The organism is Flavobacterium sp. (genome assembly GCF_046153165.1).
GTDB lineage: Bacteria > Bacteroidota > Bacteroidia > Flavobacteriales > Flavobacteriaceae > Flavobacterium.
The window spans coordinates 25,216-45,395 of sequence record NZ_JBJXEN010000078.1 but is presented as its reverse complement, the minus strand read 5'-3'; the positions used below and the strand labels follow the sequence as shown (position 1 = coordinate 45,395).

Sequence of the window (20,180 nt, the reverse complement as noted above, 5' to 3'; positions counted from 1 at the left end):
TAAGTTTTTGGTTATTTTTACCAAATGAATATACAAGGAAAATTAATCATTATAGGTGGTGCGGTTGATAAGGGAAGTTTTACTGAAACGGATCTTGATAAGAGTGCAGCAAAAAATTTAAACTTTTTTGAGACTGGAATTCTAAAACGAATTCTTGACGAATCGAAACATAAATTAGAATCTAGAATTGAGGTTATTACTACGGCTTCTAAAATTCCTAAAGAAATAGGTCCTGAATATGTGAAAGCTTTGAGCTATTTAGGCGCAAATAATGTTGATGTTCTAGATATTGAACGTCGAGAAGAAGCGATGTCTCCTGAAATTGTAGCTCGATTAAAAGCTGCTGATGTGGTAATGTTTACTGGTGGAGATCAGTTGCGATTGACATCAATTCTTGGCGGAACACCTTTTCATGATTTGTTGTTAGAGAAATACCATAATGAAGATTTTATTTATGCAGGAACGTCTGCAGGAGCTGCTGCTGCTAGTAATAATATGATTTATCAAGGAAGTAGTTCAGAAGCTTTGTTGAAAGGTGAAGTAAAAATAACATCTGGATTAGGTCTTATTGATGGTGTTATTATTGATACTCATTTTGTGCAACGAGGCAGAATTGGAAGACTTTTTCAATCGGTTGTAGGGAATCCAAAAGTTCTCGGGATTGGTTTAGGGGAAGATACAGGTTTGCTTATTACTAATGGTAAACAAATGGAAGCGATAGGTTCTGGACTTGTTATTCTTGTTGATGGTCGTGAGATAAAGGACACGAATTTGACACAAATTGAGTTGGGTCAACCAATTTCTATTTCACATTTAGTAACTCATGTGATGAGTAAATACGATACTTTTAATTTGGATACTTTTAAAATGACTATTCATTCTTCACAATACGTATAATAGATTATTAGTTTTAACTTTCCTGTTTAGTCTAAAATGTCTAACAATCTAAAAATCTAAGATGTCTAAAATAATCATCCACGGCGGCTTTTTCTCGGAATCCTCTACAAATGCTGAAACAAAATTAGCAAAGCAAAATGCTTTAGAGCGAATTGTAAAATCATCTTATGACTATTTGAAAACGCATTCGGCTCTTGAAACGGTGGTTTATGCAGTTTCTCAACTCGAAGATGATGAACTATTTAATGCTGGAATTGGTTCTCAAATACAAAGCGACGGAAAAATAAGAATGAGCGCCGCTATTATGGACGGCGAAACTCAGAAAATGAGCGGTGTAATAAATATTGAGGAAGTTAAAAATCCTATTCAAGTCGCTCAAGTATTAATGAGTGAAGACGATAGAGTTCTTGGCGGAAGCGGTGCCACAAATTATGCCAGACAACATGGTTTTAAGAAATTTTCGGCTGAAATTCCTCAACGAAGAGCTGAATATGAAGCCAAACTAAAATCGTTGGGAACAGGAACTGTTGGTTGTGTTGCTTTAGATAAAAATAATAAACTTGCCGTTGCTACCTCTACAGGAGGAAAAGGTTTCGAACTTGTAGGAAGAATATCAGATTCGGCTACGGTTGCTGGAAATTATGCTAACGAATTTTGCGGTGTGAGTTTAACAGGAGTAGGTGAAGATATTGTAAGTAACGCAACGGCAGCAAAAATAGTAACTCGCGTTACCGATGGTTTTTCTTTAGATAAAGCATTCGAAAAAACTTTCTCAGAACTCAAGCCTTACGATGGTTTTGCTGGAGCAATTGCTATAGATAGTAAAGGAAATATATTTTATCAAGATTCGCATCCAAGTATGGTTTTTGCGAGTTATGATGGTGTGGAATTTGAGGTTTTTAATTAAAAAACTAACTAATTTTATTAAATATTTTTACTTTGATTGTGCTATAAATTCTAATAAAGTTGGATCTGCATTTTTGAAAGTAGGAGATTGCTCTGTTATAGTAGCTACTCTTTTTTTGTTAAGTTTCATAGTTACATCAGCTTCGGTTGTAAACAATAAAACAGATAAAAAAGGATTATTTATATAAGGAGTTAGTATAAAAATTGCTTCGTCGATACTATGATTTTCAATAATTTCTTCTTGTTGAAATTTAAATTTCAGACACAATAATAGTTTACCATCTTCTACAACTGTTCTTACATAAATATTCATTAGTTGTGTGTTACCAATTGTTTTTGCTAATGTTAGTTTTGCAAAAGTTCCATCATTGATGCTTTCTTTAAATTTATTGAAAATGGTGGTATAAGTTTGACTATTTGGCATTGGGATATTATATTTTTTACAAAAGTAGTTTTTGTGTTTTAAGAATCTGTAGATTCTAGATATTTTTTTATTTAAATTATTATTAATTGAAAAGTTTTATCAAATATCTATTTGAAAAGTTAGACTCTAAGTGAACCACGAAATCCTCTTGCGGCATAGTATGATTCTGCGCCGTTGTGATATATGAAAATGGTATTGTAACGAAAATCAGCAAAGAGCGCGCCTCCTAATTTTCGTATATCAGAAGGAGTTTTTATCCAGCTGGATGTTTTCATGTCAAAATTCCCAAGTTTTTGCAATTCTCGATATTGTTCCTCTGTTAGAAGTTCAATCTCCATGTAAGTTGCCATATCAATAGCATTGTTTTTGGGTTTATGTTCTTTTCTTGATTCTAGAGCTTCTCGGTCATAACAAAGACTTCTGCGATCTTTAGGGCTTTCTGGGGAACAATCATAAAAAATAAACTCGTTCGTTTTTATATCATAATCTACAACATCTGGTTCTCCTCCGGTTGTTTCCATTTCATTAAGCGACCAAAGTTTATGAGGATTAGTTTCCAACTTTGTTTGTATTTTATTCCATTCAAGATCTTTATGGCGACTTTTATTTTTCTCGAAACGGGATTTTAGTACTTTGAGTAATTCTTCACATTGTTTGGGTGACAACTCTATTTTATTTTGCTTTGCCATATTGTTTTCTGTAATGTTATTATTTCTGAAGTCTTGTAATTTAGGGTTTAACTAGTTAAAAGTATAAAATTAAAGATAAAAATACAAGTTCAAAATTAACTTTAGAGGTTTCTTAAAACCACTTTTATCAGAGATTTTTTATAATTTTTCATAGCATCTTCAAAATTTTTTTTTGCAAATTTTTTAGTTAGAAAATCTTCCAAATTAACTAAATCAACTGTATTAATATTTCCATTAAAGAATTCATTGGTGATTATTTGTTTAATTTCAATTTCCATTTTTGTTGAATTATCGTAATGCTAAATATTTGAAGTTATATATAAAATCCCCAATTATTTTCACAATTGAGGATTCAAATTATCTAATCTCTTTTAGGATTATTTTTCTTTTCTCTTTTTTCTTCCTTCTTTTCCTTTGCGGTTTTAAGAGGCTCTTTTTTTTCAGTTTTCTTTGCGTCTTGACTTTTTGCCATGATAATATATTTTTAAGTTAGTTTTTAAGTTTCTATAAAGATAGAAGAATTAGTATAAAGTACCGAATATTATAATCTCTTAATTATAATTAATTTGTTTTAATTTAATTTATTAAAAAATATTATACCTTTGCAAGGTGAAAAAATCACTATTCATATTAACATTATTCATGTTACTCAAGCCAATATTACCTGTTGTTGAGTATGTTGTTAATTACGATTATATTACAAAAATTCTTTGTGTGAATAAAGAAACTCCAATAATGGGTTGTAATGGAAAATGTTATTTAATTAGTCAATTAGCTAAATCTTCTGATACAGAAAAGCCTATTTCTGATAAAAGAATTATTGTAAAAGAGGTTGAAGTTTTATTTTTTCAGGAAATTAAAGAAGTTGTATTTCTTAAAACTTCATTTTTACAAACTCAAGTACTCAATTCTAACTATTCTAATTTATATAATTATTTGAATAGTACTTCTACTTTTCGTCCTCCAACTATTATTTCTTAAAGTTTTTGCACACTAATTGTGCTTTGTCAGTTCTTATTTTGGGAACCGAATGAACGTATGTTCTAAATTGTTTGAAAAACACTTTTTCAAACTACATTTTTATAAACTTTAATAAATAAAAAGATGAAATTTCAATTAAAAAATATAATTGCTTTAATGGCTTTAGTACTAGTATTCACTTCATGCTCAAAAGATGAAGATCCTATAAATGTAATAACTGGAGAAGGAGGAATTGGTTTAGAATTTGACAATGTTTTTGGAAGCGCAAATTTAATTTTAAACACACAAACAAATACTACCTCACAAGGAGAGAACCTAAAGATATCCGATGTAAAATACATTGTAAGTAATATTGTGTTAACTAAAGAGGACGGGAGTACTTATATCTACCCAAAATTGAAAAGCTATTTTATTGTTGATGAATCTAACGAAGCAAGTCAAACGATAGAATTAACAAATATTCCCGCTGGAAACTATACAAAAGTAAAATTTGGTATAGGTGTAGATCAAACTCAATTTAGCCTTGGAGCAGCAGGTCAAGGTAATTTTTTGACACAAGCTCAAGATGCAGGTATGATGTGGTCATGGAGTGCTGGTTATAAGTTTGTAATGTTTGAAGGGATGTTCACTTCTCCAACAGTAACCACAGACACTAGTTTTATGGTGCATACAGGACAAACTGGAACAGCATATAATTATACGGAAGTTACACTTAATTTGCCTGAAAGCGCGACTATTAGAACTACAATTACTCCGGATGTTCATATTTTTGCAGATGTTGCGAAAATTATAGATGGAACAAATAAAATCAAACTTTCTGACAACAATATGGGCGGAATGGGTGCAATGATTATGGGAGGTGCTAATTTGCCATTAATTACTTCAAACCTATCTGATATGTTTATTGTAAATCATGTTCACAACGATTAATAACTTTAATTAAAAAGCGATTAGGTATTTTCTAATCGCTTTTATAATTTTTTAAAAGCATGAAAACAAAATATATATTGTTGCTCATTATGCCTTTTTTTTGGAGTTGTTCTAAAGTTGATAATCCGGATGATTACGTTAATATTCCAATAGACTTTAAAGTACCTTCAAATTTTCCTCCTTTAGTTTATGATTTGGATAATAATCCATTAACGGAGAAAGGTTTCGAATTAGGGAAAAAGATATTTTACGATGGAAGATTATCTTCAGATGGATTAATTTCTTGTGGATTTTGCCATATTCAAGAAAATGCCTTTACTCATCACGGACATTCTGTTAGTCATGGTGTAAATAATGCTGCTGGAACAAGAAATTCTCCACCAATTCAGAATTTAGCATTTCAAACGGCTTTTATGTGGGACGGAGCAACAAGTCACTTAGATTTGCAACCTATTATCCCTTTTACAAGCCCAATAGAAATGAATGGAAATTTTGGTAATACAATTACCATGATGAAATCTGATGCTGAATATCAAAAATTATTCAAAATTGCATTTACTGATGGGCAAATAAATTCCGAAAATATGCTAAAAGCATTAGGACAGTTTATGGTTATGGTCACATCAAGTAACTCTCGTTTTGATAAATACCGAAGACATGAAACAGGAGGAACACTCACACAAGAGGAGTTAGATGGCTATTCTATTTTTAATCAAAAATGTGCGTCATGTCATGCAACAGATTTATTTACCGACAACTCTTTTAGAAATAACGGTTTGGCAGTTAATTTACAAGTTAATGATGTAGGTAGATTTCGTGTCACAGAATTAGCACAAGATTTACATAAATTTAAAGTTCCAAGTTTGAGAAATATAGAAAAAACATCGCCATATATGCATGACGGACGATTTTTTACACTAGACGCTGTTCTAAATCATTACTCTAGCGGTATTGTGAATTCTTCAACATTAGATCCAAGTTTGAATGTAAATGGAGTTTTAGGAATTTCATTAACGAGTTTAGAAAAAACAAAAATAATTGCTTTCTTAAAAACCTTAACCGATAATCAATATCTTACGGATAAACGATTTTCAGAATATTAAAAATAAATGAAAAAATATATTTTAATAGTTTTAATCACATTTCAATTTGCAAATGCAATAGAAAAAGACAGTTTATTGTTTAATAAGAATCCGTTTAGACCTCATTATTTGTTTCCAGAGAAGGTAATGTGTGATGCTTGTGGTTGTTCTGCAAGCGGAGGAAGTATGGGTTTTGCATCGATGTTAAATTCTAATTTTGTAGGGATTAGATATTTTAATCAGCAGTACAAAAGTTCCGACGGATTATATAGTAATTCACAATGGTATAATGAGAATTTTCACACAGTACAGGCGTGGGCACGAATACCAGTTTATAAAAACATTCAAGTTACTGCTTTAGTTCCATATCATTTTCATAATAGAGAAACTAAAACAGGTAATCAAGATATTAAGGGAATTGGTGATATTACAGTTTTAGCAATGTATAGATTGTATCAAACTCATAGAGATAGTACTTATTTTGTTCATACCTTACAATTGGGAGGAGGAGTTAAATTACCAACAGGAGAATTTAATGAGGCAAATAATACGGGAAACATAAATCAAAGCTTTCAGGTTGGAACTGGAAGTTGGGATTATCTATTTGCAACAGAATATACAATAAAGAGAAAAAAGTTTGGGTTAAATACAATGCTAAATTATGTAGTAAAAACCGAAAATTCTAAATTTTATCAGTTTGGAAATCAATTTAATTATGCAGGAACATTTTTCTATTTATATGAAAAAAATAGTATTTCTATTGCACCACAATTAGGTTTTGCAGGAGAAGTTTACCAAAGTAATTATCAGCACAAACAAAAACTAAAAGATACTTCTGGTGATATTATTTTTGGAAAGCTTGGATTCGAAATTGGAAAAGATAAATTATCATTTGGTGCCAATGCAATGCTTCCAATAAATCAAAACTTATCAAACGGAAAGATTGAAGCTAATTATCGTTGGAGTTTGAATTTGAATTATAGTTTATAAAAAAAAATCCTCAATTATACTTGTTGTATAATTGAGGATTAAATATTTTTTAGAATAATAGTTATTCACTAACTAAAACCCATTCTCCAGAAGCTAATAAGCTCTCTGCTTTTTTAAACTTCATTTCTTCTGTTTTTCCTGAAGAAACTTGCTGGATTGTAACAGTGTCGTTACGATTTATTTTTGGTTGATCACGAACGATAGTTTCTGTAACCTGACGTTGTTGTGTTTGTCCAGCTTCATGATTACGTTCTGCTTGCTCTTCTATGTTAAGAATTTCATCTTTACTTTCAATATAATTTTCTTTCTGACGAACTTGAGTTGCTTCTTGAATATTATTTTGTTGTTGTGGCAAATCTCCTTTAAATAAGAATGAAATTACTTCTTTATTGATACCGTCTAACATATTTTTAAACAATTTGAAAGCTTCAAATTTATAAATAAGCAAAGGATCTTTTTGTTCATGAACTGCTAGTTGAACAGATTGTTTCATCTCGTCCATTTTGCGTAAATGTTTTTTCCAAGCATCGTCAACAATGGCTAATGTGATATTTTTTTCAAAATCAGCAACCAATTGTTTTCCTTGGCTTTCGTATGCTTTTTTCAAATCGGTAACTACATTCAAAGATTTTACACCGTCAGTAAAAGGAACTATAATACGCTCAAAACTATTGCCTGGATTTTCGTAAACATTTTTAATAATTGGAAATGCTTCATGTGCATCACGAATATTTTTTTCTGCGTAATATTCAGAAGCTGCTTTGTATGCTTTTCCTGTTAATTCTACATCAGAAAGTTTAGCAAATTCTGCTTGTGTAACTGGCGATGTAATAGATAAATTTTTAATTAATTCGAATTCAAAATTCTTGAAATCACCTGTTAATTTATTTTTTTCTACAATCACTTCGCAAGTATCATACATCATATTAGCGATGTCTAGTTTTAGACGTTCACCGTGTAAAGCGTGGCGACGACGTTTGTAAACAACTTCACGTTGAGAATTCATAACATCATCATATTCTAACAATCGTTTACGAGTTCCGAAATTGTTTTCTTCTACTTTTTTCTGTGCACGTTCGATAGATTTGGTCATCATAGAATGTTGAATTACTTCACCTTCTTTCAATCCCATTCTGTCCATGATTTTGGCAACTCTATCAGAACCAAAAAGACGCATCAAGTTATCTTCTAAAGATACATAAAATTGAGAACTTCCTGGATCACCTTGACGACCTGCACGACCACGTAACTGACGATCGACACGACGCGAATCGTGACGTTCTGTACCAATGATTGCTAAACCTCCAGCCGCTTTTACTTCAGGAGTAAGTTTGATATCTGTTCCACGACCTGCCATGTTTGTAGCAATAGTTACAACGCCTGGTTTTCCTGCTTCTTCAACAATTTGTGCTTCTTGCTTGTGCATTTTTGCATTCAAAACATTATGTGGAATGTTTCTCATTTTTAGCATTCGGCTTAATAATTCAGAAATTTCTACTGATGTTGTACCAATAAGAACTGGTCTTCCAGATTGAGAAAGTCCCACTACATCTTCGATAACTGCATTAAATTTTTCACGAACTGAACGGTATATTAAGTCTTCTTTATCAATACGTGACATACCTCGGTTTGTAGGAATCTCTACAACATCTAGTTTGTATATTTCCCAAAGTTCACCTGCTTCAGTAACTGCTGTTCCAGTCATACCAGCTAATTTGCTGTACATTCTGAAATAATTTTGTAAAGTTACGGTAGCATAAGTTTGAGTTGCATCTTCAATTTTTACATTTTCTTTAGCTTCAATCGCTTGGTGTAATCCGTCAGAATAACGACGACCATCCATAATACGACCAGTTTGCTCATCGACAATCATTACTTTATTATCCATTAATACATATTCTGTATCTTTTTCAAATAATGTATAGGCTTTTAGAAGTTGAGTTAAGGTATGAATACGCTCACTTTTTACACTAAAATCTTGAAATAATTTTTCTTTCAGCTCTCCTTGTTCTTCAACCGAAAGATTTAATTTTTCGATACGTGCAATTTCGGTTCCAATGTCTGGTAGTACGAAGAAGGTATCTTCTGTATCTTTAGACATGATTTCGATACCACTATCTGTTAATTCTACTTGATTATTTTTTTCTTCAATAACAAAATATAATGCTTCATCTACTTTTGGCATTTCACGATTGTTATCGGACATGTATTGATTTTCAGTTTTTTGCAAAAGGGCTTTGATTCCTTCTTCACTTAAAAACTTAATTAAGGCTTTATTTTTAGGTAATGCTCTGTGTGCTCTTAATAATTGAAAACCACCATCTTTAGTGTTTCCTTCTTTTATTAAACGTTTAGCTTCTGTAAGAAATCCGTTTGCCAACTGGCGTTGAATGTTTACTAAATTTTCAATTTTTGGTTTCAATTCTGTAAATTCATGACGATCACCATCTACAACTTGACCAGAAATAATTAATGGTGTACGAGCATCATCTATTAATACAGAATCGACCTCATCTACAATTGCAAAATTGTGTTTTCTTTGAACCAAATCTTCTGGCGAATGTGCCATATTATCACGAAGATAATCGAAACCAAATTCGTTATTTGTTCCGTAAGTAATATCGGCATCGTATGCTTTACGACGTGCATCAGAATTTGGTTGGTGTAAATCGATACAATCTACCATTAATCCGTGAAACTCGAATAATGGTGCTTTCCAAGCGCTATCACGTTTTGCTAAGTAATCATTTACAGTAACTAAATGCACTCCGTTTCCAGTTAATGCATTCAAATAAAGAGGAAGCGTAGCAACCAAGGTTTTTCCTTCCCCAGTTTGCATTTCAGAAATTTTTCCTTGATGCAATACAACTCCACCTATAAGCTGAACGTCATAGTGAATCATATCCCAAGTAATTTCTTTTCCTGCAGCACTCCAAGAATTTGCCCAAACGGCAGTGTCTCCAACAATATTGATATATGATTTTGTTGCCGAAAGTTCTCTGTCTTTTGCAGTGGCAGTAACGGTAATTTGTATGTTTTCTTTGAAACGTTTCGCTGTTTCCTTGATAACTGCAAAAGCTTCAGGAAGAATTTCGTTTAATGTTTTTTCAGAAATTTCATAAGCTTCTTTTTCAAGAACGTCAATTTGTGCATATACATCTTCACGAGCATCGATATCCTGGATGGCTTCAACTTCGAGTTTTAAACTTTCAATTTTGTTGTCTTTTTCGGCACGTGCTTTTTTAATTATTTCCTTAAAATGTGCCGTTTTAGCTCTTAATTCGTCGTGAGACAAATTACTTAAACTACTTTCTAAAGCTCTAATTTTAGCTATGATAGGTTGAATCGCCTTGACGTCTTTTTGAGATTTGTCGCCTACAAATACTTTTAATATATTGTTTATGAAACTCATAATAATTCTGTTTATAATTTTATATAATTAACCAAAAAAAAGTCTCTTGTAGAGACTTTTTTAATAGCTTTTATTTCTAATATTCATCCTCGTTCCAAAGATAATCTTCGTCGGTTGGATAATCAGGCCAAATTTCCTCCATCGATTCGTACGTTTCATCTTCGTCTTCGATAGATTGTAGATTTTCTACAACTTCTAAAGGAGCTCCAGTTCGTATAGCGTAGTCGATTAATTCGTCTTTGGTAGCAGGCCAAGGTGCATCACTTAAATAAGATGCTAATTCTAATGTCCAATACATTTTGTTGAATTTTAATTTAATGCAAAAATAATTTTTCTACTGAAAAAATCAAGTTTTTTTTGATTTATTTTTAAATAAAGTTAAGAACGTGATTTTTAGCCCTGATAGAAGTGAAAATCCTTTTAATAATTGAAGCTTATTTTTGTTAAATAAAAAAAGTGACATAAGGAACTCTTTTTTGTTTTTACAAAAATTGTCGCAATTGAAAAAGATTGTAACGGATAGCAGGAAATAGCTTGAAAAACTATTTACGCGGAATCCATTGTACTTCGTCAGCGTTTAAATCGTGGGACAACTTTCGTGCCAAGACAAAAAGGTAGTCAGAAAGTCGGTTCAAATACTTAATTGTTATGTCAGCAACAGGTTCATTATGGCTTAAATGTACAGCTAATCGTTCGGCACGACGGCAAACACAACGAGCAATGTGACAATATGACACAGTAGTATGTCCGCCTGGAAGGACAAAATGTGTCATTTGTGGAAGAGAATCTTCCATAGTATCGATTTCGTTTTCTAATAATTCGATATCACTTTCTATGATTCCCAGTTTTTGAAGACGTAGTTCTCCATTCTTCATGACTTCTTTTTCGGGTGGCGTTGCAAGAATTGCTCCAACGGTAAATAATCGATCTTGAACTTCAATAAGGATGTCTTTATAATGTTGGTTTATTTCTTGATCACGAATTAATCCAATATATGAATTTAATTCGTCTACAGTACCATAACTTTCAATTCGAATATGGTCTTTAGGAACACGTGTGCCACCAAAAAGGGCTGTGGTTCCTGAATCTCCAGTTTTTGTATATACTTTCATTTTCTTGATTTCAGATTTCAGATTTAGGATTTAGGATTGCTATATAACAATCTAAAGTCTTATTCTAAAATTATTTTGTAGTGTCACTTTCAATCATTCCGTCTCTTAGACGAATAACTCTATTTGCATAAGCCGCAATTTCTTCTTCGTGGGTAACTAATATAACAGTATTACCTTGTTTATGAATATCTGCAAAAAGTTTCATGATTTCAACTGAAGTTTTACTATCTAGATTTCCTGTTGGTTCGTCGGCAAGAATAATAGAGGGTTTGTTCACTAGTGCTCTAGCTATCGCTACTCTTTGCCTTTGTCCACCTGAAAGTTGGTTGGGTTGATGATCCATCCTATCTCCTAGATTGACTTGATTTAATACTTCGGTCGCACGAACATTACGTTCTCCTTTTGAGAATCCTGCGTAAATCATAGGCAGTGCTACGTTATCTAAAGCGGTTGTTCTTGGTAAAAGATTAAATGTTTGAAAAACAAAACCAATTTCTTTATTTCGAATTTCAGCTAGATCATCGTCATGCATCTGACTTACATCATTTCCATTTAGAATGTAACTTCCAGAAGTAGGTGTGTCTAAACAACCCAAAATATTCATTAATGTTGATTTTCCTGAACCTGATGGTCCCATGAGCGCGACATATTCTCCTTTGTTTATTTCTAAATCGATACCTTTTAGAACATTGATAATTTCAGTACCAAGAACGAAATCTCGTTTAATATCGGTTATTTTGATTAATGGATTTGCCATTTTAAGTAATTTACGTTGTTGTAATTAGTACGAATAAAAGGTACAATGTTACAAATATATTGATGAATTATGAATTGTATAGTAATTGGATGAAATTACTTAAGAGTAGACTTCAGATTAGTGATAATTTTTGCTAATTAAAAAGTGAAATATTATTAAGAAAGTGAAATTTGCTCCAAATGTATATTACTGAATAGAATGAGTGCTAAATTAGATGAAAATTCAAAAGCGAAAGAACAATCATAGGTTAACTATTATTTTATGCGAAAAATGGGAGTTAGTAACAGCGATTTTTTTTATTTCTTAATAAAAAAAAATCCTTAAAAGAATACCATCTTTTAAGGACATTTAAATTTTTTATATTAAGGATATTATGGGTTTTGCTCAAATGGTTGATTGATATTTGTAGCTGATTTTCTAACATTTATAGCAGCTCCATCTGCTCCAATAACAAAAGCGACAAAATGCATATTTACTACATTTGTAATATTAGAAGGTACCGATACTGTAAAGTTTTTAGTTACCGTTTGGTTTGCAGTTGTTCCTGTTAATGCATCACCAGTAACACTTGTAAATACTTGTCTAACAACATTGTCATGTCTGAAACCAGCTATAGTACTAACTCCTCCGTAAAATGAAGTGTAATTTGTTTGATCGTAAATTAAGTTATCTTCTAATGCATAAACTACTAATTTGACATTTGTATAATTATCAACAAATTTGATATTAACATCAAGATTTATATTTCCACCTGTTACAGTAGAGTTCATTGCTAATCCTAATCCAACATTATTTCTTGACAAGTTTTTTGCTTGAGTAATATTTGCATTTTCAGGATAATTCCATTCTGTTGTTCTGTTTAACATTGCAGTAGGATAACCTGCAATAGTAGCCGCTAAAGTACCAGTATATTTCATTGGTTCTGTTGAAGATCCTCCGTGAAATGCAACTGCAACAGATCTTGTTGTAACCTCTTCTACTTTTCCAATGCTATAAGCAACTCTAGGACACCATCCACACCATGTTCCGGTATAATCTTCTATTAAAACATTTTTTGTAAACTTTCCAGATACTGGAGCTTCGTCTACAAAAGCAATAGGAGTAGGTGATGTAACTGAAGCATTATCATCTTTACTACATGAAGATGCTAAAATGACCACTAAGGCAAAAAGGTGTAATTTGATTTTTTTCATAATTTTTAAGTTTAGTTGAGATTTTGTAATTAATTACGCAAATAAAAAACTTTTTTTTCAATTTATAGACAAGTTATATTAGAAAAAAATAGTTTATTTGCAAAAAAAAAACACAAATCATGAAAAATCTATATCTAATTGCCTTCTTTGTTAGCATTAATGTGTTTTCACAAGAATTGCCAAATATTAGTCTTCAAAATATTGAAGGAAAAACAATTTCATTAAAGAACGATTTTAAAGAGAATGATAAAATTTATATTTTTTCTTTCTGGGCTACATGGTGCGGACCATGTGTAAATGAATTAGATGAAATGAATGATTTACAAGAGGAATGGAAAAAAAATATTAATGTAGAGATTGTTGCCGTTGCTACTGATGATTCTCGTACACAAAAAAGAGTAAAACCATTGGTTAAAGGAAAAGAATGGAACTATAATGTGCTGTTGGATACCAATCAGGATTTTAAAAGAGCTATGTCTATTGCCAATGTTCCTTATACTATCGTAGTTAAAAATAAAAAAATTGTATACATTCAAAATGGTTATGTTCCGGGTGGGGAGAAAGATTTGTACGAAAAACTTAAAACACTATAAATCCCACACATGAAAAATTATTTAACCTTACTATTGGTTTTACTATCTACAGTATTTTACGCACAGGAACAAACACAAGAACAGCCTCAAGAACCTAAAAAAGACTACGGTAGAGTTTTTGGTGGTTTTGAATCCAATTCTCAATGGTATCTTAACGATAAAAACCTGCATATTGCACATCCGGAAGACTCTTTTAGATCTAACAATTATCTGTTTTTAAATTATAACTATAAAAGATGGACTGTGGGTATTCAAGGAGAAGCTTACGAGCCTAATGCGCTGTTAAACTACAATCCAAAATATGAAAAAACCAACGTTTCGACTTGTTTTATTCAATACAAATCGGATAAGTTAGATGTTACCGCAGGTTATTTTTATGAGCAATTCGGTAGTGGTTTAGTCCTAAGAAGCTGGGAAGACAGGGCGTTAGGGATTAATAATGCCCTAAGAGGAGGAAGGATTATATATAAACCAGTTAGTTACTTAGCATTTACTGGACTTTATGGTCAGCAAAAAAGTGGTTTCGATGTTGCTAATGCCGATATATTTGGTTTTAATTCTGAAATTGGAATTTCCGATATGTTTAAAATTGAATCTTCAGATCTGACTTTAGGTTTCAGTTATGTTGGAAGAGATGAAGTAACCGGAATTGTAAACCCTAATTTTGAATCTTTAACTAACGTTTTTTCAGGACGAATCAGTTTTTCCCATAATGCATTTTATCTTTCTTCTGAATATGATTTCAAATCAGAAGATGCCGTTGTTGAAGTTCAGAAAATTGAAAATGATTTTGTAAAACCTGGAAGCGCCTTTTTGCTAAATATGGGCTATTCTAAAAAAGGATTCGGAGTTGATGCTACTTTCAGAAGATTGGAAAATATGACTTTCTTCTCAGAAAGAGCAGCAAAAGGGAATCTTTATAATGATAAAATCATGAATTTTATTCCTAGTCTGACGAAACAGCATCACAATAGTCTAGCGAATATCTATGTTTATCAGGCACAGGCTGGAGTTTCATTTCCAGATGAAGGTTTGTTAAAATCGGGTGAAATAGGAGGGCAGGTAGATGTATTTTACAATTTCAAAAAAGAGTCTGCTTTGGGAGGTAAAAATGGAACTAAAGTTTCTTTTAATGCATCAAATTGGTATGGATTAAGCGGTTTATATTCTTTCGCGGACCCTAGAGATTATAAAACAGATTTCCTTGGTTTCGGAGAAAAATATTTTTCAGATTATAACATTGAAATAGATAAAAAAATCAGTGACAAATGGCATACTATTTTAACTTACATCAATCAATATTATAATAAGAAATTCATTGAAGAAACTTCAGGTTTAGTAAAAACAAATATTGTTTCTGCAGAAGTTACTTATGCGTTTATGGAAGTTAAATCGATAAGGCTTTTAGGAGAGCATATGTGGGCTGATTCTGATAAAAAGAACTGGGTGGCTGGAACTTTAGAATTTAATGCCAACAAAAAATGGTCTTTCTATTGCTCTGATTTGTATAATTATGGTAATGATCATGTAGAAAAAAGGAAGCATTATTATAACATTGGCTCGGCGTTCAGACAAAATTCAACCAGAGTAGCTTTAAACTATGGAAGACAACGTGGCGGTTTGCTTTGTGTTGGTGGAGTTTGCCGATTCGTTCCTGAAAGTACAGGACTTTCTTTATCTATAAGTACAGCTTTTTAAAATAAATTGAATTGGAAGGTATTAGGTTCTAATCACAAAATGCTCTTTTTCCTGTTCCATTCTAAAGAATACAAAGCCCCATTGAAACGTGTCGATTGTTACAGTTACTTTGGGGTTTTCTTTTATGATTTCCCAAGCATCTTCCATATCTTGTGACCAATGGATATCATCAAAAATCCAAACAGAATCGTTTGTTATTGTGGGTAATAAAAGTTCGAAATAATCTAAAGTTGCTTTTTTAGAATGGTTACCATCGAAGTAAATTAATTGACAATTAATAATTGGTAATTGTTCCGCCAGTTCGCTAAAGCTTATGTGATGATTTTTTAAATAATTTTCAAATTCGGTATTTACAAATTCAATATTTTTGAAGCTTTGAGATTGCAATTGATTTTTTGCTGTCGCCATTGTCATTGGACAACCTTCTAAAGTAATAATCTTAGATTTTGAGTTTCCTAAAGATAGGGCAGAAGTAGCTAATCCTAAAGAAGTTCCTATCTCTAAAATTGTTGTAGGTTGAAAATATTGAACAATTCGAAACAATAATTGGCTTCTTTTCTTAGAAATTCCAGCTGTTTTTGCAATTTTAGCTATTTGGCGTGTATTAGATTTAAAAACTCTCGAACCAGCTCCGAAATCCGTCACTTCAATAGTATTTTTATTTTCTAAAAGTGAGTTTCTATAATTTTTTAAAAGTAAATATTCTGGTTTTGAAGATTTATCATAAAAACATTTGGTAACCAAATCGAATACAAATGGAGAATGTACTCCATGTTCGTTTTTAGAGTTCCAAAGGAATTTTAAGTAGGATTTTATTTGAAATAACATAAAAAAGCAAAAAATAGGTGCGAAGATACAAAGATTAAAGCGAGAGTTGGACACAGTATGTCTTATATTTGCCATCTTGATTTTTAGAGACTAATGAACGAAGAAATAAATAATAAGTGCATAATAACTTCAGAAGAAATTGATCGATGCGTTGCTATTTTGGCACAATTAAATGCAAATACAGATCAAATTTTTGAAATTCCTATAGGACAACGAACAGCTTTAATTAAAGCCGCTGGTCAGTTTTCAAGACCAGATCGAGAGGAGTTTTCCCGTAGAAAAAAAGATGGGAAAGCTTTAGCTAAACGTAAAATGGAAACAAAAGATAAAACTGCTCGAAAAGAAACAGGAATTCGTTCTGCTCGTGAAGCAAATATTTTTGTAGCACCAAAACTGTTGGCTTTTAACGATCTCGAACTCAAAGAACAATTGGAATTAGAAATACCTAGAAATTGTTACGTTTGTAAAACGGCGTTTACTAAAATACATCATTTTTATGACACTATGTGTCCCGATTGTGGTGATTTTAATTACGCCAAACGTTTTCAAAGCGCAGATGTAAAAGGGCAAATTGCCGTAATTACGGGTTCTAGATTAAAAATTGGTTATCATATCGCTTTGATGCTTTTACGCGGTGGAGCAACTGTTATTGCTACAACTCGTTTTCCCGTAGATTCTGCTTTGCGTTTTTCTAAAGAAGATGATTTCATGGAATGGGGACATCGTTTAAAAATTCACGGATTGGATTTGCGACATATTCCGAGTGTGGAAATTTTCTGCAATTTTATAGAGCAAAAATACGAACGTTTGGATATTCTAATTAATAATGCAGCGCAAACCGTAAGACGTCCTGCTGGTTTTTATACCCATCTGATAGAAAATGAGGAACGACAAGTTACATCGTTGACCAAACAAGTACAGGAACTATTACTAGATCATACTAATTGTTTAGAGGAACTAAAAGTACTAACAATAGGAGCATCTTCCAATCAGAATATGCCAGTAACTTGGCATGGTCCTGAACCTGGAATTGGGTTGCGGGCTTCCGCCAAATTATCTCAGATTCCTTATAGTTTTGATAATGCATTGGTAGCAAATGAAGTTTTTCCAGAAGGAGAGCTTGATGCCGATTTGCAACAAGTTGATTTACGAAAAGTAAACAGTTGGCGATTGAAATTAGGACAAATAGAAACTACCGAAATGATAGAAGTACAACTCGTGAATTCGGTGGCACCTTTTGTATTGTGCAATCGTCTTTCGGAAGTGATGAAGAAAGACAATACGGGCAAAAAGCACATTATTAATGTATCGGCGATGGAAGGCAAATTTTACCGTGATTTCAAGGAAGATCGCCACCCACATACCAATATGGCGAAAGCCGCTTTAAACATGCTTACTCATACTGCTGCAGGAACTTTGGCTAAAGACGGCATTTTTATGAATGCAGTTGACACGGGTTGGGTAACCGACGAAGATCCAGCTGAATTAGCCAGAAAGAAGCAAGAAGAACAAGATTTTCAACCGCCTTTAGACATTGTAGATGGAGCTGCACGAGTTATGGATCCGCTATTTGATGGTATTAATACTGGCAAACACTGGTGCGGAAAGTTTTTGAAAGATTATAATCCGATTGCTTGGTAGAAATGATATGTTTATAAAACAAAACGACTACTGGATTTGAGTTGTAGTGGTTTCGATTTTGTTTAATTAGGAAAGATTCTCTAACAGATACGTATTTTACCCTTCAATTTTTGCAGATAATTCAAACCAACGCTCTTCCTTATCTTCCATTTTATTAATGATATTTTCTAACTCTTTTGCTTTAGCAGAAATATCAGCATCAGTGACTTTTCCGTCAGAAAATAATTGCTCGATGGCGATTTTTTGAACTTCTAAGTCTTTAATTTCTTTTTCTATTTTTTGATATTCCTTTTGCTCATTGAAAGTCAAATTTCCTGTCGGATTGTTTTGTTTCCAATCTTTCTTTTCGGCTTTGTTTTCTTCTTTCTGAGCCACATCGGCACTGTCTTCATAAGCACGGAAATCGGAATAATTCCCTGGGAAATTTTCAATTTCTCCTTCGCCACGAAAAACAAATAAGTGATCTACAATTTTATCCATAAAATAACGGTCGTGAGAAACCACAAGCAAACAGCCAGGATAATCAAGAAGGAAACTTTCCAAAACATTTAATGTGACAATATCTAAATCATTTGTTGGCTCATCGAGAATCAAAAAGTTAGGATTCTGAATTAAAACCGTGCACAAATACAAACGTTTTAGCTCACCACCACTTAATTTTTCGACATAATCGTATTGTTTTTTGCTGTCAAAAAGAAAACGTTCTAACAATTGTGAGGCAGATATTATTTTCCCTTTCGTAAGTGGAATATATTCTCCGTATTCTTTTATAATATCGATAACACGTTGTCCTGGTTTAGGATTGATGCCACTTTGCGTGTAATAACCAATTTTTATAGTATCTCCTACTACTACTTTTCCACTATCTGCGGGTATTGTACTGGTTAGTAAATTTAAAAAAGTAGATTTTCCAGTTCCATTTTTTCCAATGATACCAATTCTGGCACCACGCTGAAAATCGAAAGTAAATTCATCTAAAATGACTTTATCATTAAACTTTTTAGAAACTTTGTGAAGCTCGATAATCTTGCTTCCCATACGTTCCATATTAATCTCTAATTCAACTACATTTTCTCTTCGGCGACTTTCGGCTTTTTCTTTAATAACATAAAAGTCATCTTGTCGTGATTTAGATTTAGTTGTTCTTGCTTTTGGTTGGCGACGCATCCAGGCCAATTCTTTTACAAACAAGTTTTGGGCTTTGTCTACACTAGCATTTTCAGAAGTAAGACGTTCTTCTTTCTTTTCTAAATAATAGGAGTAATTTCCTTTGTATTGATATAATTTCCCATTGTCTAATTCGATAATTTCGTTACATACACGTTCTAAGAAAAAACGGTCGTGCGTTACCATAAACAAAGTAATATTTTCTTTGGCAAAATAACTTTCTAACCATTCAATCATCTCTAAATCCAAGTGATTCGTAGGTTCGTCAAGAATTAATAGATCAGGACGATTAATCAGAATAATAGCCAGTGACAAACGTTTTTTCTGACCACCCGAAAGATTTTTTACTTTCAGTTTAAAGTCTTCTAACTTTAGTTTAAATAAAATTTGCTTGTATTGTGTTTCAAAATCCCAAGCATTGTGTTGGTCCATTCCGTCGAAAGCTTTTTGATAAGCTTCTTCGTCTTCTGGATTTTCTAATGCTTTTTCATAAGCTTCAATTATTTTAAGTGTCTCATTATCTGAAGCGAAAATGCTTTCTTCAATCGTTAATTCGTCTTGTAAATTATGATTTTGAGACAAAAAAGCCATGCGAATATCCTTACGAATCACAACTTGCCCCGTATCAGGATCATCAATACCATTCAGGATATTCATGATAGTGGTTTTTCCAGAACCATTTTTGGCAATGAAAGCAATTTTTTGGTCTTTGTTTATTCCAAAAGAAATTTTATCAAACAAAGTTCGTTCGCCAAAAGATTTGGAGATATTTTCAACAGAAAGGTAATTCACAATACTAAATTTTTTGCAAAAGTAATGTTTTTAAACGAAACAAGTTTTGCCAAAATATTTTAATCACTACATTACAGGATATTGATTA

At 32.3% G+C, this 20,180-nt stretch carries 19 protein-coding genes; 9 read left to right on the top strand and 10 right to left on the bottom strand.

Features of this window, described 5'->3' with window-relative positions; translation table 11 throughout:
- The first annotated feature begins 24 nt into the window (after nt 1–24).
- Together ACKVOV_RS09285 and ACKVOV_RS09280 are read left to right on the top strand one after the other, a co-directional pair.
- Nucleotides 25–897, top strand: a complete 873-nt coding sequence (locus tag ACKVOV_RS09285; RefSeq protein WP_409206482.1) for a cyanophycinase — start codon at nt 25–27, stop codon at nt 895–897.
- Between the two features lie 61 nt (nt 898–958).
- On the top strand, nt 959–1,804 hold the full coding sequence (locus ACKVOV_RS09280; RefSeq protein WP_409206481.1) for an isoaspartyl peptidase/L-asparaginase: 846 nt from the start codon (nt 959–961) through the stop codon (nt 1,802–1,804).
- 27 nt (nt 1,805–1,831) lie between these two features.
- Here ACKVOV_RS09280 and ACKVOV_RS09275 read toward each other — a convergent pair whose 3' ends face one another.
- From ACKVOV_RS09275 to ACKVOV_RS09265, 3 genes are all read right to left on the bottom strand, one after another.
- A complete protein-coding gene (locus ACKVOV_RS09275) occupies nt 1,832–2,227 on the bottom strand; it encodes a hypothetical protein (RefSeq protein ID WP_409206480.1) in 396 nt (131 codons plus the stop codon).
- A 119-nt stretch (nt 2,228–2,346) separates the two neighbouring features.
- Entirely contained in the window at nt 2,347–2,916 is a 570-nt protein-coding gene (locus ACKVOV_RS09270; protein ID WP_409206479.1) for a DUF4256 domain-containing protein, read from the bottom strand.
- A gap of 101 nt (nt 2,917–3,017) precedes the next feature.
- On the bottom strand, nt 3,018–3,194 hold the full coding sequence (locus ACKVOV_RS09265; RefSeq protein WP_409206478.1) for a hypothetical protein: 177 nt from the start codon (nt 3,192–3,194) through the stop codon (nt 3,018–3,020).
- Between the two features lie 331 nt (nt 3,195–3,525).
- Here ACKVOV_RS09265 and ACKVOV_RS09260 point away from each other — a divergent pair, with 331 nt between their 5' ends.
- The 4 genes from ACKVOV_RS09260 to ACKVOV_RS09245 all read left to right on the top strand — a co-directional run bounded on the left by ACKVOV_RS09260 (nt 3,526) and on the right by ACKVOV_RS09245 (nt 6,899).
- Entirely contained in the window at nt 3,526–3,897 is a 372-nt protein-coding gene (locus ACKVOV_RS09260; protein WP_409206477.1) for a hypothetical protein, read from the top strand.
- 123 nt (nt 3,898–4,020) lie between these two features.
- Nucleotides 4,021–4,827, top strand: a complete 807-nt coding sequence (locus tag ACKVOV_RS09255; protein WP_409206476.1) for an MbnP family protein — start codon at nt 4,021–4,023, stop codon at nt 4,825–4,827.
- Nucleotides 4,828–4,886: 59 nt separating this feature from the next.
- On the top strand, nt 4,887–5,930 hold the full coding sequence (locus ACKVOV_RS09250; RefSeq protein ID WP_409206475.1) for a cytochrome-c peroxidase: 1,044 nt from the start codon (nt 4,887–4,889) through the stop codon (nt 5,928–5,930).
- A gap of 6 nt (nt 5,931–5,936) precedes the next feature.
- Nucleotides 5,937–6,899: a transporter gene (locus ACKVOV_RS09245; protein ID WP_409206474.1), complete on the top strand. Its 963-nt coding sequence runs from the start codon at nt 5,937–5,939 to the stop codon at nt 6,897–6,899.
- Nucleotides 6,900–6,960: 61 nt separating this feature from the next.
- On the opposite strand, the gene secA is transcribed toward ACKVOV_RS09245, so the two are convergent.
- The 5 genes from secA to ACKVOV_RS09220 all read right to left on the bottom strand — a co-directional run bounded on the left by secA (nt 6,961) and on the right by ACKVOV_RS09220 (nt 13,373).
- Nucleotides 6,961–10,311 (bottom strand): preprotein translocase subunit SecA, encoded by a 3,351-nt coding sequence (secA, locus tag ACKVOV_RS09240; RefSeq protein ID WP_409206473.1) that lies wholly within the window; start codon nt 10,309–10,311, stop codon nt 6,961–6,963.
- Between the two features lie 76 nt (nt 10,312–10,387).
- Nucleotides 10,388–10,609 carry a DUF2795 domain-containing protein gene (locus tag ACKVOV_RS09235; protein ID WP_011962743.1) on the bottom strand — a complete coding sequence of 74 codons (222 nt, stop codon included), beginning with the start codon at nt 10,607–10,609 and terminating at the stop codon, nt 10,388–10,390.
- Between the two features lie 244 nt (nt 10,610–10,853).
- Nucleotides 10,854–11,423: a cob(I)yrinic acid a,c-diamide adenosyltransferase gene (locus ACKVOV_RS09230; RefSeq protein ID WP_409206472.1), complete on the bottom strand. Its 570-nt coding sequence runs from the start codon at nt 11,421–11,423 to the stop codon at nt 10,854–10,856.
- Between the two features lie 70 nt (nt 11,424–11,493).
- Entirely contained in the window at nt 11,494–12,180 is a 687-nt protein-coding gene (locus ACKVOV_RS09225; protein ID WP_409206471.1) for an ABC transporter ATP-binding protein, read from the bottom strand.
- A 371-nt stretch (nt 12,181–12,551) separates the two neighbouring features.
- Nucleotides 12,552–13,373 carry an Omp28-related outer membrane protein gene (locus ACKVOV_RS09220; protein WP_409206470.1) on the bottom strand — a complete coding sequence of 274 codons (822 nt, stop codon included), beginning with the start codon at nt 13,371–13,373 and terminating at the stop codon, nt 12,552–12,554.
- 119 nt (nt 13,374–13,492) lie between these two features.
- On the opposite strand from ACKVOV_RS09220, the gene ACKVOV_RS09215 reads away from it, so the two are divergent.
- Nucleotides 13,493–13,966, top strand: a complete 474-nt coding sequence (locus tag ACKVOV_RS09215) for a TlpA family protein disulfide reductase (RefSeq protein WP_409206469.1) — start codon at nt 13,493–13,495, stop codon at nt 13,964–13,966.
- Nucleotides 13,967–13,975: 9 nt separating this feature from the next.
- Complete coding sequence (locus ACKVOV_RS09210) at nt 13,976–15,664, top strand: DUF6029 family protein (RefSeq protein WP_409206468.1); 1,689 nt, start codon at nt 13,976–13,978, stop codon at nt 15,662–15,664.
- 21 nt (nt 15,665–15,685) lie between these two features.
- Here ACKVOV_RS09210 and ACKVOV_RS09205 read toward each other — a convergent pair whose 3' ends face one another.
- Nucleotides 15,686–16,492, bottom strand: coding sequence for an O-methyltransferase (locus tag ACKVOV_RS09205; RefSeq protein WP_409206467.1), 807 nt, complete (start codon nt 16,490–16,492; stop codon nt 15,686–15,688).
- A 93-nt stretch (nt 16,493–16,585) separates the two neighbouring features.
- Between ACKVOV_RS09205 and ACKVOV_RS09200 the strand changes: the two genes are divergently transcribed.
- On the top strand, nt 16,586–18,133 hold the full coding sequence (locus ACKVOV_RS09200) for an SDR family NAD(P)-dependent oxidoreductase (RefSeq protein ID WP_409206466.1): 1,548 nt from the start codon (nt 16,586–16,588) through the stop codon (nt 18,131–18,133).
- 96 nt (nt 18,134–18,229) lie between these two features.
- Here the strand turns inward: ACKVOV_RS09200 and ACKVOV_RS09195 are convergent, their stop codons facing one another.
- Complete coding sequence (locus tag ACKVOV_RS09195; protein WP_409206465.1) at nt 18,230–20,092, bottom strand: ABC-F family ATP-binding cassette domain-containing protein; 1,863 nt, start codon at nt 20,090–20,092, stop codon at nt 18,230–18,232.
- Between the last annotated feature and the right edge of the window lie 88 nt (nt 20,093–20,180).